At 38.6% G+C, this 15,801-nt stretch carries 16 protein-coding genes and 1 tRNA gene; 1 reads left to right on the plus strand and 16 read right to left on the minus strand.

What is annotated here, in order from left to right; translation table 11 throughout:
- Window positions 1-116: 116 nt before the first annotated feature.
- The 11 genes from EL076_RS08720 to rsgA all read right to left on the minus strand — a co-directional run bounded on the left by EL076_RS08720 (window position 117) and on the right by rsgA (window position 12,178).
- Complete coding sequence (locus tag EL076_RS08720) at window positions 117-1,316, minus strand: phosphoglycerate kinase (RefSeq protein ID WP_003093539.1); 1,200 nt, start codon at window positions 1,314-1,316, stop codon at window positions 117-119.
- Window positions 1,317-2,271: 955 nt separating this feature from the next.
- The gene (gap, locus tag EL076_RS08730) at window positions 2,272-3,285 is read right to left on the minus strand and encodes a type I glyceraldehyde-3-phosphate dehydrogenase (protein WP_003094404.1); all 1,014 of its coding nucleotides are present in this window, start codon (window positions 3,283-3,285) and stop codon (window positions 2,272-2,274) included.
- A 187-nt stretch (window positions 3,286-3,472) separates the two neighbouring features.
- Window positions 3,473-5,554 carry an elongation factor G gene (gene fusA, locus EL076_RS08735; protein ID WP_003094680.1) on the minus strand — a complete coding sequence of 694 codons (2,082 nt, stop codon included), beginning with the start codon at window positions 5,552-5,554 and terminating at the stop codon, window positions 3,473-3,475.
- Window positions 5,555-5,766: 212 nt separating this feature from the next.
- Entirely contained in the window at window positions 5,767-6,237 is a 471-nt protein-coding gene (gene rpsG, locus EL076_RS08740) for a 30S ribosomal protein S7 (RefSeq protein WP_002884746.1), read from the minus strand.
- 18 nt (window positions 6,238-6,255) lie between these two features.
- Window positions 6,256-6,669, minus strand: a complete 414-nt coding sequence (gene rpsL, locus EL076_RS08745) for a 30S ribosomal protein S12 (protein WP_002884809.1) — start codon at window positions 6,667-6,669, stop codon at window positions 6,256-6,258.
- A 219-nt stretch (window positions 6,670-6,888) separates the two neighbouring features.
- The gene (gene purR, locus EL076_RS08750; protein ID WP_003094366.1) at window positions 6,889-7,713 is read right to left on the minus strand and encodes a pur operon repressor; all 825 of its coding nucleotides are present in this window, start codon (window positions 7,711-7,713) and stop codon (window positions 6,889-6,891) included.
- Window positions 7,714-7,806: 93 nt separating this feature from the next.
- Complete coding sequence (locus tag EL076_RS08755) at window positions 7,807-8,748, minus strand: 3'-5' exoribonuclease YhaM family protein (protein WP_126430049.1); 942 nt, start codon at window positions 8,746-8,748, stop codon at window positions 7,807-7,809.
- On the minus strand, window positions 8,738-10,012 hold the full coding sequence (locus tag EL076_RS08760) for a DNA recombination protein RmuC (protein ID WP_048787898.1): 1,275 nt from the start codon (window positions 10,010-10,012) through the stop codon (window positions 8,738-8,740). Before EL076_RS08760 ends, EL076_RS08755 begins: the two co-directional genes overlap by 11 nt.
- 1 nt (window position 10,013) lies before the next feature.
- Entirely contained in the window at window positions 10,014-10,646 is a 633-nt protein-coding gene (locus tag EL076_RS08765) for a thiamine diphosphokinase (protein ID WP_126430051.1), read from the minus strand.
- Window positions 10,639-11,298, minus strand: coding sequence for a ribulose-phosphate 3-epimerase (gene rpe, locus EL076_RS08770; RefSeq protein ID WP_002884311.1), 660 nt, complete (start codon window positions 11,296-11,298; stop codon window positions 10,639-10,641). The genes EL076_RS08765 and rpe overlap by 8 nt, the downstream gene beginning before the upstream one ends.
- A gap of 7 nt (window positions 11,299-11,305) precedes the next feature.
- Entirely contained in the window at window positions 11,306-12,178 is an 873-nt protein-coding gene (rsgA, locus tag EL076_RS08775) for a ribosome small subunit-dependent GTPase A (protein WP_003093300.1), read from the minus strand.
- Between the two features lie 136 nt (window positions 12,179-12,314).
- On the opposite strand from rsgA, the gene EL076_RS08780 reads away from it, so the two are divergent.
- Window positions 12,315-12,397: transfer RNA gene (locus EL076_RS08780), tRNA-Leu, on the plus strand.
- A gap of 38 nt (window positions 12,398-12,435) precedes the next feature.
- On the opposite strand, the gene rsmA is transcribed toward EL076_RS08780, so the two are convergent.
- The 5 genes from rsmA to trxA form a co-directional block, all read right to left on the minus strand.
- A complete protein-coding gene (rsmA, locus tag EL076_RS08785) occupies window positions 12,436-13,308 on the minus strand; it encodes a 16S rRNA (adenine(1518)-N(6)/adenine(1519)-N(6))-dimethyltransferase RsmA (RefSeq protein ID WP_048787899.1) in 873 nt (290 codons plus the stop codon).
- 143 nt (window positions 13,309-13,451) lie between these two features.
- Window positions 13,452-14,012, minus strand: coding sequence for a ribonuclease M5 (gene rnmV / locus EL076_RS08790; protein ID WP_048787900.1), 561 nt, complete (start codon window positions 14,010-14,012; stop codon window positions 13,452-13,454).
- Window positions 14,005-14,781 (minus strand): TatD family hydrolase, encoded by a 777-nt coding sequence (locus EL076_RS08795; protein ID WP_048787901.1) that lies wholly within the window; start codon window positions 14,779-14,781, stop codon window positions 14,005-14,007. The genes rnmV and EL076_RS08795 overlap by 8 nt, the downstream gene beginning before the upstream one ends.
- A 53-nt stretch (window positions 14,782-14,834) precedes the next feature.
- Window positions 14,835-15,266 (minus strand): CoA-binding protein, encoded by a 432-nt coding sequence (locus EL076_RS08800; protein ID WP_003094764.1) that lies wholly within the window; start codon window positions 15,264-15,266, stop codon window positions 14,835-14,837.
- Window positions 15,267-15,326: 60 nt separating this feature from the next.
- Window positions 15,327-15,641 (minus strand): thioredoxin, encoded by a 315-nt coding sequence (trxA, locus tag EL076_RS08805; RefSeq protein WP_048787902.1) that lies wholly within the window; start codon window positions 15,639-15,641, stop codon window positions 15,327-15,329.
- Window positions 15,642-15,801: the final 160 nt, after the last annotated feature.

Below are 15,801 nucleotides of genomic sequence, written 5' to 3' on the forward strand. Positions count from 1 at the left end.
TTTCACTGTATAATTAAAAAATAAAAAAGAATGTTGATATTTTACATCTTACAATTGAATAGTCTTCAATTCAACAAAAAAGAACGCCTTACAGAACGTTCTTAATTTACTAAAAATTATTTTTCAGTCAAAGCTGCAAGTCCTGGGAGTTCTTTACCTTCAAGAAGTTCCATAGAAGCTCCACCACCAGTAGAGATCCATGAGAATTTATCTGCACGTCCAAGGTTGATTGCTGCGGCAGCTGAGTCACCACCACCGATGATTGATTTAACGCCTGGTTGTTTCACGATAGCGTCCATCACACCGATTGTACCAGCTTGGAAGTCAGGGTTTTCAAATACACCCATAGGACCATTCCATACAACTGTTTTCGCACCAGTCAAGGCTTTATCGAATTCAGCAATTGATTTAGGACCGATATCCAAGCCAAGGAAACCTGGGTCTACTGCTTCACCTTCAGTGTCTTTCACTTCAGTGTAGTCAGCAAATGCATTAGCTTCTTTTGAGTCAACTGGCAAGATCAATTTACCGTTTGATTTTTCAAGAAGAGCTTTAGCAACATCAAGTTTATCTTCTTCTACAAGTGAGTTACCGATTTCGATACCTTGTGCTTTGTAGAATGTGTAAGTCATACCACCACCGATAAGAACTTTATCAGCTTTTGCAAGAAGGTTTTCGATAACACCAATCTTATCAGATACTTTAGAACCACCAAGGATAGCTACGAATGGACGTTCTGGAGTTTCAACTGCTTCTTTGATGTAAGCAATTTCATTTTCAAGAAGGAAACCAGCAACAGCTTTGTCAACGTTTGCTGAGATACCAACGTTAGATGCGTGTGCACGGTGAGCTGTACCAAATGCATCGTTTACGAAGATACCATCCCCAAGTGATGCCCAGTATTTACCAAGTTCAGGATCATTTTTAGATTCTTTCTTGCCATCAACATCTTCAAAACGAGTGTTTTCAACCAAGAGAACTTGTCCATCTTCAAGAGCATTGACAGCTGCTTCCAACTCAGCACCACGTGTAACACCTGGGATAAATTTAACGTCTTGACCCAATTTAGCAGCCAAGTCAGCAGCTACAGGAGCAAGTGATTTGCCTTCTTTATCAGCTTCTTCTTTTACGCGTCCAAGGTGAGAGAAGAGAATTGCACGTCCACCTTGTTCAAGAATGTACTTGATAGTCGGAAGGGCAGCAGTGATACGGTTGTCGTTAGTGATCACGCCATCTTTTACAGGTACGTTGAAGTCAACACGAACGAGAACTTTTTTCCCTTTCAAGTCAACATCTTTAACAGTCAATTTAGCCATTTGATCAGACTCCTTAATTTTTTAATACGTTTTCATTATATCACAAAATGCATAAAAGAGATAGCAAAATCAGAAGGATTTCTAGCTTATTACTAGTATAAGGCATTTAGCATATAATCTAAATAGAAAGGTCGAATATCCATGAAAAACAGCTAAACACGAAGCAGAAACAAGATGATCATGATCTAAATGTAATCCTTATTCTTACCCTTGTTCCTCTGCTCCTCTTTCTTACTCTTAAACCAACTCTTTTTTCATACACTAACCAAATATCAGTACCGCTATGGCTTCGATTAATCTTATTAGCTAGTTGTCAATTTGCCATCGCAGGCTTAGGAACCAGCACTGTTATGCTTTATTGCAAAGAATCTTTCAGACACTTTGGATTAATCACCAAAAATTTAGTTATCATCCTTTTTCAATCTCTTCTTGTAGCCCTACCACTTATCATATTTAAAGGAATTACTCATCAGATTCATTCCTATCTACCTCTTCAATCAATACAATTAACAAAAGAAGTAATGAGCCAATCATTTCCTAGTAATATCTTGGCATACCTATTCATCTGTCTTATTTGGGGATTCTGGGAAGGCTTTAACTATGCAGTTATCGCTGAAAAGATAGGTATACATTTTCCATCTCCTTACTCTTGGTTAGATAGTGGAGCAATAACTTGTGCGATTTTTTGCCTCCTTATCCATGGAAACATTTTTTTGATGTCTATACCCTATTTGAATCACTTACCGTTTTTATACTTATTTATGGTATGCTAGCTATACAAAAACATAATAAGAACTCCTGGAGTTGTGTCATGCCCTTTCTACTTATTTGGAATACCTTCTAGCTTATTCATAAATCACAATCCTACTGAGATTATAACAGCCTATTTATGCGACTATTTTATTATTTTGGAAAATAAAAAAAGAGCCGAAGCTCTTCTTCCTATACAATTGAATTATTTAGCGATTTTCGCGAAGTATTCAAGAGTACGTACAAGTTGTGAAGTATATGACATTTCGTTATCATACCAAGCAACAGTTTTAACCAATTGATGTCCATCAACAGTTTGAACTTTAGTTTGAGTTGCGTCAAACAATGAACCGAATGACATACCAACAACGTCAGAAGATACGATTGGATCTTCAGTGTAACCGTAAGATTCGTTAGCAGCTGCTTTCATTGCTGCGTTAACTTCATCAACAGTTACTTCTTTGTTAAGGACTGAAACCAATTCAGTTACAGAACCTGTTGGAATTGGAACACGTTGAGCAGCACCGTCAAGTTTACCGTTCAATTCAGGGATAACCAAACCAATAGCTTTAGCAGCACCAGTTGAATTAGGAACGATGTTAGCAGCACCAGCACGAGCACGACGCAAATCACCTTTACGGTGTGGTCCATCAAGGATCATTTGGTCTCCAGTGTAAGCGTGGATAGTAGTCATCAAACCTTGTTTAACACCAAAGTTATCTTGCAATGCTTTAGCCATTGGTGCCAAGCAGTTTGTAGTACATGAAGCACCTGAGATAACTGTTTCAGTACCGTCAAGGATATCGTGGTTAGTGTTAAATACGATTGTTTTAACATCGTTTCCACCAGGAGCAGTGATAACAACTTTCTTAGCACCACCATTAGCGTGCAAGTGTTTTTCAGCAGCTGCTTTAGTTGCAAAGAAACCAGTTGCTTCAAGAACGATTTCTACACCGTCGTTAGCCCAGTCAATTTGTTCTGGGTCACGTTCAGCAGAAACCTTAACGAATTTACCGTTAACTTCAAATCCACCTTCTTTTACTTCAACAGTTCCGTTGAAACGACCTTGAGTTGTGTCATATTTCAACAAATGTGCAAGCATTGTAGGATCTGTAAGGTCATTGATGCGAGTAACTTCAACACCTTCTACGTTTTGGATACGACGGAAAGCAAGACGACCGATACGACCGAAACCGTTAATACCAACTTTAACTACCATTAGTGATTTCCTCCTTATGAAAATCAAATAAATATAATTTTGAGAGCAAGCTCTCCCTATTGTGAAAAGATTAACTTGAGCGCTTTCATTTAACCTTTTAACATCCCTATTATATAATTTTTTTCAGGAAAATGCAAATAGAAAAAGGCACTTACTTTCATAAGCACCTTAACTTAAAAACTTCTAATTAAGCTTCACCAGAATTTTTCTTGATGATTTCTTCTTGAACTGATTTAGGAACATCTTCATAGTGGTCGAATACCATCATGAATGTACCACGTCCTTGAGTTGCAGAACGAAGTGTTGTTGCATAACCGAACATTTCAGCAAGTGGTACATAGGCACGAACGATTTGGCTGTTACCGTGTGCTTCCATACCATCAACACGTCCACGACGAGCAGTAACGTGACCCATAACATCACCAAGGTTCTCTTCTGGAACAGTGATAGTTACAAGCATCATTGGCTCAAGAATAGTTGGTTGTGCAGTCTTAGCAGCTTCTTTAAGTGCAAGAGATGCAGCAATCTTGAAGGCTGTTTCAGATGAATCGACATCGTGGTATGAACCATCATAAAGTTTAGCTTTGATGTCAACCATTGGGTATCCAGCAAGGACACCGTTAGCCATAGATTCTTCCAATCCTTTTTCTACTGCAGGGATGAATTCACGTGGAACCACACCACCGACGATAGCATTTTCGAATTCGAAACCTTTACCTTCTTCATTTGGAGTAAATTCAATCCAAACATCACCAAACTGACCTTTACCACCAGATTGACGTTTGAAGAATCCACGTGCTTGTGTAGCTGCACGGAATGTTTCACGGTATGATACTTGTGGAGCACCTACGTTTGCTTCAACTTTGTGTTCACGTTTCAAACGGTCAACAAGGACATCAAGGTGAAGTTCACCCATACCAGAGATAACTGTTTCACCAGTTTCAGGGTTAGTTTCAACACGGAATGTTGGATCTTCTTCAGCAAGTTTTTGAAGACCAATACCCATCTTATCTTGGTCAGCTTTAGTCTTAGGCTCAACCATCAATTGGATAACTGGTTCTGGAACTTCGATTGACTCAAGAATAACTTTAGCTTTTTCATCAGTCAATGAATCACCAGTTGTAGTATCTTTCAAACCGATAGCAGCGGCGATATCACCAGCGTATACTTGTTCAATTTCTTGACGGCTGTTAGCGTGCATTTGAAGGATACGTCCGATACGTTCACGTTTACCTTTAGATGTGTTCATTACGTATGAACCTGATTGAAGGATACCTGAGTAAACACGGATAAATGTCAAACGACCTACAAATGGGTCAGTCATGATCTTGAAGGCAAGAGCTGCAAATGGCTCATCATCAGATGCTGGACGAGTTTCTTCTTCGTCTGTATCTGGGTTGATACCTTTAATTGCAGGGATATCAAGTGGGCTTGGAAGGTAATCGATAACCGCATCAAGCATCAATTGAACACCTTTGTTCTTGAAGGCAGAACCACAAAGAACTGGGAAGAATTCAACGTTGATTGTTGCACGACGGATAGCTGCTTTCAATTCCTCGTTAGTGATTTCTTCACCTTCAAGGTATTTCATCATCAAATCTTCGTCAGTTTCAGCAACTGCTTCGATCAATTTTTCACGGTATTCGTTTGCTTGATCAACGTAATCAGCTGGAATATCTTCTTCAAGAATATCTGTACCAAGGTCATTAGTATAGATTTCAGCTTTCATTTTAATCAAGTCAATGATACCACGGAAATCATCTTCAGCACCGATTGGCAATTGGATTGGGTGTGCGTTTGCTTGAAGACGATCGTGAAGTGTGCTTACTGAGTAAAGGAAGTCTGCACCGATTTTATCCATTTTGTTGGCAAATACGATACGTGGAACACCATACTCAGTTGCTTGACGCCAAACTGTTTCAGTTTGAGGTTCTACACCTGATTGTGAGTCAAGAACGGTTACCGCACCATCCAATACACGGAGTGAACGCTGTACTTCGATAGTGAAGTCCACGTGCCCTGGTGTATCGATGATGTTAACACGGTGGCCATTCCATTGTGCTGTTGTAGCGGCAGAAGTGATTGTGATACCACGTTCTTGCTCTTGCTCCATCCAGTCCATTTGTGATGCACCTTCGTGAGTTTCACCGATCTTGTGAATTTTACCAGTGTAGTAAAGGATACGCTCTGTTGTAGTTGTTTTACCGGCATCGACGTGGGCCATGATACCGATATTACGAGTTTTTGCAAGTGAAAATTCGCGTGCCATTAGGTTTATTCTCCTATAAATATTTTAGTTTACTTATTTATTATAACATTATTGTCAAAAAACGGATAGGCAGGACCTACCCGTTTTTTCACTAATATTTAACTGGTTTTCAAATGATATGAATTATATTATTTGAATTCAGAGTCAGCCTATTACAAATCCATAATCTTAGCTTATGAATATATGACTGTAATTCAGCTTGAAACTTATGATTACCAGCGGAAGTGTGCAAAGGCACGGTTTGCTTCAGCCATTTTGTGAGTATCTTCACGTTTCTTAACTGATGCACCAGTGTTGTTTGCAGCATCCATGATTTCTTTTGCAAGACGATCTTTCATAGTGTGTTCACCACGCGCACGTGATGCGTTAACCAACCAACGAAGACCAAGAGTTGTACGACGTTCTGGACGAACTTCAACTGGGACTTGGTAGTTTGAACCACCGACACGACGTGCACGTACTTCAAGTACAGGCATGATGTTGTCCATAGCTGTTTCAAATACTTCAAGAGCATCGTTTCCAGTTGCTTCTTTGATTTGCTCGAAAGCATCGTATACGATTGTTGCAGCAGTACCACGTTTACCGTCAAGCATTACACGGTTGATAAGACGTGTAACGATTTTTGAATTGTACAATGGATCTGCCAATACTTCGCGTTTAGGCGCTCTATTCTTACGACTCATTTTATCTTATCTCCCTTCTTATCCTTTAGGACGTTTAGCACCGTATTTAGAACGGCTTTGTTTACGATCAGCTACACCTGCAGTATCAAGTGCACCACGGACGATGTGGTAACGTACCCCTGGAAGGTCTTTTACACGTCCACCACGGATAAGAACAACGCTGTGTTCTTGGAGGTTGTGTCCGATACCTGGGATGTAAGCAGTAACTTCGATAAGGTTGCTCAAACGTACACGAGCGAATTTACGAAGGGCTGAGTTAGGTTTTTTAGGTGTCATTGTTCCAACACGTGTTGCAACACCACGTTTTTGTGGTGAAGATACGTTAGTTTGAACTTTTTTGTGGCTGTTGTAACCAACGTTCAAAGCTGGTGATTTAGATTTAACAACTTTTGATTGACGTGGTTTACGAACCAATTGGTTAATTGTAGGCATCTACATTCTCCTGTGTTTTTTTATTTTTGGTTGATATGGCACTTGGTGACAGCCCATATCTGTGTGTACTTTTGCAACTTATGTCAGCACGTCTCTGTACACTTTTGAGAGACCAAAAGTAAAAAGTACCGTCTAATATAGTATCATTTTTTGATAATTATTGTCAAGACTTTCTTGTTAAAAAGAAAAATTCCTAATCATCAAATTAGGAATTACGTTTTAAGCTTTTGATTTATCGAAAATATTACCTACTTCAACTTCTACTTTTTGTGCTTTTACATCGATGTCAGAAACAGTAAGTAATGATTTATATTCATGGATATCACGATCGCCTTTAGCATTTTCTGCAAATACAGCTACACCTACTAACTCACTATCAAATTCTGAAAGCAAGCTAATCATACCCGTAATGGTACCACCACCTTTAAGAAAATCATCAACAATAAGGACGCGGCTATTAGGTTTCAAACTACGTTTGGAAAGGAACATTTTTTCAATACGATCACTTGAACCACTAACGTAGTTTACCGATACGGTTGAACCTTCTGTGATTTTCAGGTCACGACGAACAATAACAAATGGAATGTTCAAGACATCTGCTACTGCATTTGCTAAAGGAACTCCTTTAGTTGCAACAGTCATTACAGCATCAATTTTTTGCCCTTTAAAAGCACTAGCAATAATACGACCAACATTTTTCAAAATCGAGGGTGTACTCAGTAAATCAGATAGGTAGAGATAACCACCTGGTAAGATACGATCACTCTCGGAAAGACGCTTACAAAGATCTTCAACCAGACTTCTCGCATCTTCATCAGAAATAGTCGGTGTAAACATAACACCGCCAGATGCACCAGTTACTGTTTCGATTTCTCCTATTTGACTTTCCTCAAAAGCTTTTTTAATGATAGCAACATCTTCTGAGATTGAAGACTTTGCAGCTTCATAACGCTCTGCAAAGGTGTTGAGGCTTGTCAATTGATAAGGATTATTAATCAGGTAGTTTGAAATCACTACCATACGCTCACTTCGTTTTAATTTCATATGTTACCTATATTTTCTGTACTTTTTAACTATTATACCATAATACAGCAAAAAACGAACATTTTCATATGAAATGCTCGCTTAATTTCGATTTCAATCAAATTTTGGCTTGTAGAAGGAACGATTATCCATAGCAAAGAGACGATTTGTCATTTCTCCTGGTCCTACTAGGTTAAGGGCTGTCGTCATCATCATCATACTGGCATCAAGATTATCAATCATATGAATAATCTCTGCTTCCATAATACGGGGGCGCACTGGACTACCGTACTCTAGTTGTCCGTGATGGCTGAGAATGACATGACGCAAAACAACGACATCCTCACGCGTATCATCAATATTCAGCTCAACAAGAACTTTGGTGATTTCTTCATCAATCAAAGCAATATGACCAATCAAGTTTCCACGAACCGTATACTCAGTATGTTCAGGACCAGTAAGTTCAATGACCTTAGCTAGGTCATGGAGCATAATTCCTGCAAAGAGCAGATTCTTATTTAGCTCTGGATAAATATCTCCAATGCTATCCGCTAGGCGAACCATAGTAGCTGTATGATAGGCTAGTCCACTTTCAAAGGCATGGTGATTTGTTTTAGCAGCTGGAAAAGTGAAAAACTCTTTATTATACTTACGATAAAGGGCACGAACAACACGCTGCCAAGTTGCTTCCTCAATCTTGAAAATCATTTGCTCTAGGTATTCACGTACTTCGGAAGGATTTACTGGTGGTTTCTCTTTGAAATCAGCTGGATCATTTGGCTCACCAAATGAAGGGAGTCGCAAGGTAATTTGATTGACCTGAGGAGTATTATTATAAACCTCTCGGCGTCCTTCCATATGAACTACCTTACCAGCAGTAAATTCTTCAACATTATATGGCTGAGCGTCCCATAAATTTCCTGAAATCTCACCGGAATCATCCTGGAAGGTAAAGGCAATATAGTCCTTTCCCGCTCTTGTCTTACGTACCTCTGCACGCTTAATCAGATAAAAGCCTTCAAAATACTCGTCTTTTTTCATTTGATTAATCTTCATGCTTGTCCTCGTTTTCTAATCGTGGTAAATCCAACAAACTTTGTGTCGCACTGTCTTGATAGGTTTCAATTGTATCAAGAGCTCTAACAATTGCCCTACTCCTTGTGTTAAGAAGACTATCGACTGTTTTACTTGCCGTATTCAATTGTTTCTGAGCCTTAGCAAGCATGTCTCCAAACTTACCAAACTCTAACTTGACGTTGCCTAAAATTTTACTAATATCATCCGCATTCTTTTGAATATTCAAAGTTCTAAATCCTACAGACAATGAATTTAAAAGTGCTGATAAGGTTGACGGACCTGCGATAACAATATTCTCCTCGCGACGAAGGGCATCAAAGAAGGCTGGTTGGCGTACTACCTCAGCATAAAGTCCTTCCGTCGGCAAAAACAATATGCCAAAATTTGTGGTTTCAGGTGGGTTAAGATACTTCTTGTTAATATCCTTTGCAAATCGCTTAATACTAGTCAAAAGTGACTTACGGTGATTCTCAATTTCCTCTTTATTACCAGATTCATAAGCATCTTCCAGACGATAGTAATCTTCCAAAGGAAACTTAGAATCAATGGGAAGGTAGATATATTCATCTTTATGGTTTCCTGGCATTTTGATTGCATATTCAACTCGTTCACTTGAACCTGATACCGTAGGAAATTCTCGCTCGTACTGATTAACAGTCAATATATCTTCAATAATTTGTCCTAATTGAAGCTCACCCAAAATACCTCGTGTTTTTGTATTTGAAAGAACCTTGTTAAGACTTCCAACATCCTTGGCTACATTTTTCATTTCCCCCAAGCCCTGGTTAACCGACTCTAATTGTCTTGAAACCGTCTCAAAAGAGGCTTGTAAACGTGTTTGTAAGGTTTGCTCAAGTTTCTCTTCAACTGTCTGACGCATTTGTTCCAAACGTTTCTCATTGGAATCCTGCATATCTTTAACAGCTTTGGTTAAGCTTTGGTTTATTTGCTCAAGGCGTTGGTCAGAACGGTCTCGATTATCAGACAAATTTTGATGTAAAACCTCTCGGATATCTGTCAACTGTTGATATAGTTCCATCTGCAATTGGTTCAATTGCTTTGTCGTTTCCAATTGGTTTGTCTTAGCAAAACTTTCCAATTGAAACGAAACTTGATCTGAAAGATTATCTGCATTTTCTTCCAAACTCTTATTAATCTGTTCTTTTAACTCCATATTCTTCAAGAAAAGAGAAATAAGAATCCCCAAGCTTAATAAAGTTAAAAGTGTAAGTAGATAGATCATACTAACTCCTATCTTTAGTCTGGATGACAATCACATATCCATTTGGCACAATCACTTGAATTGGACCATCAACGAATTCATTGCTAGAATAGATTTTCTTCTGGAAATAATTCATATTAGTTAATTCGTATTTTGCTCCCAAAATCGTCAGTTTTCCATCACCTTCATGTAAAAAAGAAACATATGTCATTCCGGGTTCTGGTAAAACTTTATAACTTCCTTCTGGATAATAAGTAATCTTATTTTGCTTATCTCGCAAACAGATACATCTCATAAAAGGAGCTAATTCAGGATCGCCGACCAAAAATATATTTGATAACATATGATCAATTCTGCCACCAAAAGCACCGAAAATAGTTACTTCCGCCTCAGGATATAATTGAAATATAATTTTTAGAGCTAACTCTGTATCCGTATCATCCTTTTCAGCTGGAGCAATCATACAATCTTTGGCAGCTGATTGAATCATCTCTAACTCTGACCGAGATACTGAATCAAAGTCTCCGACAGCTAAATCAATAGGTAAACCTAACTCCAACAAACGTAAGCACGCGCGATCCACCCCAACAAAATAATCAAAATCGGTAGTGAACCACTCTAGCTCACCACCGACAAATAAAGCTATTTTAGGCATCGATAGCATCACGAAGCGTTTGAACTTGCGCTGTCAAATCAGGATTTTTGAAGAGGTAAGAGCCTGCTACAAAAACATTAGCTCCCGCCTTGGCACACGCTGCAATAGTATTATTATCTACACCACCATCAACTTCAATATCGAATGAATAGCCACCTTTTTCACGAAGCTCCACAACACGCTCTACTTTAGACATCATTTCTGGAATGAACGCTTGACCACCAAAACCTGGATTTACAGTCATGATAAGTACTTGATCTACTAAATCAAGTACAGGAATAAGTGCCTCGACTGGGGTTCCAGGATTAATCACAACACCTGCTTTCATACCAGCAGCTTTGATTTTCTGGAGGGCACCATGGATATGTTTAGTGGCTTCAACATGAATAGTCATGATATCTGCTCCTGCTTGTGCATAGGCATCCACATAACGCTCAGGATCAACAACCATAAGGTGGCAATCAAAAACCAACTTGCTATGTTTACGCATGCTAGCGACCACATCTGCTCCCCAACTGATATTAGGGACAAATTGACCATCCATAATATCAATGTGAACATATTCCGCACCTGATGCATCAATACGAGCTAGTTCTGAAGCAAAATTAGCATAGTCAGCAGCTAGGATAGACGGAGCAATTTTATAAGACATGAGAGACCTACTTTCTTTTTACAGTTTTTTTATATGTTTCACGACGGTTTTCAATTTCACTTAAAAATTGAAGGTAATTATCATAACGGACTTGCCATATTTGGCCATCTTCAACCTCATCCTTAACAGCACAAGAAGGCTCATGGGTATGAGTACAAGAACGGAATTTACAGCCATGACTAGCTTGACGGATTTCTGGAAAAGCTTCACTCAAGTCCTCGGCATTATCCACTTCATAATCTAGCGAAGAGAATCCTGGTGTATCAGCAATCTTCCCTCCATGAACATCATAAAGACTTACAGCCCTTGTAGTATGACGTCCACGACCTAAACTGTCTGAAATCTCACCTGTTTCCAACTTCAACTCTGGGGCAATACGGTTCAACAAGGTTGATTTTCCAACACCTGTCTGTCCCATAAAGACTGTTATTTTGTCAGTCAAGAGCGACAATAGTTCTTCCAAACTGAAGACAAAATCAAAACCAATTTTTTGATACTGTTTTTGAATGGCCTTCATTTCTGAATCATCTTCAACCAAATCCATCTTAGAAATATAAATTACAGGTTTTATATTCTTATGCTCTAGTAAAACCAAAAAACGGTCCAGAAGATTACTATTGAAATCCGGTTCCTTAGCAGACATAATGACCACAGCCTGATCTATATTGACAATGGGTGGACGCACTAAACTATTGATTCGTTGACCAATTTTAAGGATATAACCTTCTGAATTTTCCTCTGCTGAAAATTCGACAAAATCCCCAACGTAAGGTGTTTGTCTTTTTTTTCTAAAATTTCCTCGCGCACGCGTCTGGTATACAACACCATCATGCTCTACATAATAGAAACCTGCCAGTGCTTTGATAATTCTTCCTTGCAAGTGAACTCCTCAATCGTTTAATAGCCCTATTATATCACAAATTAAAAAGCTTTTCTGGAACAAAAAAACTGATCTTCCATTTCCCATGAGCCTCCTTGCATTTTCAATAGATTGCAGTATAATAGGCATATCATCTGCGGAGGTGGTGGAATGGCAGACACGCATGCTTCAGGCGCATGTGCTTTTTCAAGCGTGAGGGTTCAACTCCCTTTCTCCGCATAGCTAAAATCCCACTGACATTCAGCGGGATTTTTGAATTATAGACCAGCTTCTCTCAAAGCATCTGAGAGACGTGCAAAATCAGAAATAGACAGCGCCTCTCCGCGAATAGAAGGTTTTATAGCTGCATTTTCCAAAGCCTGCTCAAGCTTGTTTTTAACTTCTTCAGACTTACCAAAATGACTTGTCAGATTATTCCAAAGCGTCTTGCGACGATGCACAAAACTAGCCTTTGATACACGGAAAAAGAAATCTTCGTCTTTAACTTCAACTAAAGGTTGCTTACGGCGTGTCATCTTCAAAATAGCCGAGTCAACATTAGGTGCTGGCACAAAAACTGTACGAGGGACAACGAATGCCACCTTAGCAGTCATATAATATTGCACAGCGATGGATAACGAACCATAGGCCTTTGTATTGGGCTCAGCAGAAATACGATCTGCAACTTCTTTTTGCATCATAACAACAAATTCTGCAAAAGGAATCTTACTCTCAATCAAATGCATTAAAATTGGTGTCGTAATATAGTATGGTAGATTGGCTACAACCTTGATTGGTAGATTTGGATTTTCAAATTCTTTGACACGTGTCTGTAAATCTGCCTTGAGAACGTCTTCATTAATCACTTTAACATTATCATGATCACGCAGAGTATCTTCCAAAATCGGAACCAATCGCTCATCAATTTCAAATGCCATAACTTCCGCAGCATTTTCAGTTAGGAATTCTGTTAATGCTCCAATACCAGGCCCAATTTCGATAACATTGACATTTTTGTCAATCTCGGCCGTATCAACAATCTTTTGTAAAATATTTGTATCTGTTAAGAAGTTCTGTCCAAAAGACTTCTTAAAGGTAAAACCATGACGTTCAAGAACAGCCTTGGTCACGCTATAATCTGCAATTCTCATTTATTCTCTTTTCTTATTTTAATATCAGGATTCTTGTTACTTTAATTCAAAATTAAATCAGATTCTTAATTATCTTAACTGCTAAAAGAAACTATTTAGCAGCAACTTTAGCGACTTCTTAATTTCTAAGAGCACTAATAACCCTAGTATTTCGCCATGACCTCTTCAAGTTCTTCTAAAGTAATTCCAAACAATTCCAAACGTTTTAAAAGCTGCTTTCCATTGCAATAACCAATGCGAAACGCTTCCCCCAAATATTCTCGACGTTTACGGCTATCCGATCCCATCAAAAGTCCTAACTTCATGAGATCTGATTTACTGATATCAAACTGATTATCATCATCGTAACTACCTAGAACTCCAGCCAGTGCCTTCTGAATATCTTCAAAATTTGCATGCTCAACTCCCAAGGAACGACCTCTTGTCTTAGATTTTGGACTTGCTTCACCACGGTTCAAAAAAGCATGCTTTGCTGTCGGAACAGCTTCCATGATGATTTTCCGAATACGTTCTCCATTATAATCTGGATCTGTGAAAACAATCACTCCTCGTAATTCATTAAGCTTATCGATACGCTCTAAGTCATCCTCATTAATAGCAGAGCCCCTAGTCTCATAGGTATCCACCTCATAAAAACGTCTCAAATTTGCCGTATCATCCTTGCCTTCTACGACGATAACTTCTTGAATTTTTATTTTACTCATTCAGACCAAAAATCCTCATCGCATTGTCATAAGTAACTCTTGCAACCTCTTCACTTGTTAAACCACGAAGCTCTGCAATCTTATCCACCACGTAACGTGTATACCCTGTACGATTTTCACGACCACGTTTTGGCACAGGTGCTAGATACGGTGCATCTGTTTCAACTAAAATCTTATCTAAAGGTAAGTACTGAGCAGCTTCTTGGACATCCAAAGCCTTCTTAAAAGTTACAACACCTGAAAATGAAATCATCATACCGAGCTCAACAAATTTTTGAGCCATCTCCAGGGACCCTGAGTATGAGTGCATAATCCCACCACAAGGACCAACCCCAACTTTTTTAATAACCTCGTAAGTATCCTCTAGTGCGTCACGTGTGTGTACAACGAAAGGCAAATTATATTCCTTTGACAAGGCTATTTGACGCTTAAAGACCTCAATCTGAACCTCCTTAGAATCTTCCATCCAATAATAGTCCAAACCAATCTCGCCAAGTGCCACTACGTTCGGATTTCCCAATTGTGACACAATCATATCCTCAATTTCCTGAGAATATGATCCTGCTTCTGTAGGATGCCATCCGATTGTACTATATAGCTGGTCGTATTGCTCTGACAGCGCTAAAGACTTCTTAATTGTCGCTTTATCAAAACCAACAATATTCATTTTAACAACACCAAGTTCAGCTGCAAAATCTACTTCTTCTTGTTCTTTTCCTGCAAAATTATCCACATTAAGATGGGTATGTGTATCAAAAATTTTAATCATAGGTCTATTATAACAAAAAGGAGCGAGCTTAGCTCACTCACCTTTTCATTTTATTAAACAAAGAGTCGCATATATTCTATCTTTGTACAGCGATTCATTACAATATCCTGTCTATTAGCCTGACGAAGAATAGTCTCTGCCTCTTCATTTTCAAGACCGATTTGACTCCAAAAAACTTTGTCCTTCGTTTCAAGAAAATCATAAGCAACATCTGGTAAATACTCACTGCGTCTAAAAACATCAACAATATCTACCGAAAACGGGATGTCCTTAAGATAAGCATAAACATGCTCTCCTAGAAGCTCCTGACCTTCTAGTTTAGGATTTACTGGTATGATACGATAACCAGCAGCTTGTAGGAAATGCGCAACTTGATAAGATGCTGCCTCCTTACGATGAGATAGACCAACGATTGCGATAGTCTTTGCTGATTTTAAATAAGATTCTATAACCTCAGCACTAGGGTTTTGAAATGAATAAGACATTTGACTCTCCTCATCGTTCGAAAAAACTAAACTCTCCCTAAATGGGATTGCGATGATTACTTAGCTAAGCTCAGCAACGATAGCTTTAATTTGTTCTTTTGTATGAACACCTGCAACTTGCTTAACAACCTCCCCATCTTTTTTGAATAACAAAGTTGGGATAGACATAATTCCAAATTTTTGTGCTGTTTCTGGATTCTCATCAACATCAATCTTCACAATCTTTAGTTCATCTTCTGAAATCTCTTCAGAAAGTTGCTCAAGAATTGGTGCTTGCATCAAGCAAGGCCCACACCAAGTTGCCCAAAAATCAATCAAGACGAGTCCTTCAGCTGTTTCTTGTTCAAATGTAGAATCTGTTACTACTTGTGTCATTTAATTATCCTCCTAGATATTATAAAACTTTTGTAGACCTATTCTATATGATTCTAAAGGCCATTGCAAGAATTTGATACATACATAAGAATTTCTTATCAAATATTAGTCATTTCCTATCATGGACATCACTTGCCCATAGAATACCTTGAGAGTATAA

It is taken from the genome of Streptococcus vestibularis (assembly GCF_900636445.1).
GTDB classification, from domain to species: Bacteria; Bacillota; Bacilli; order Lactobacillales; family Streptococcaceae; genus Streptococcus; species Streptococcus vestibularis.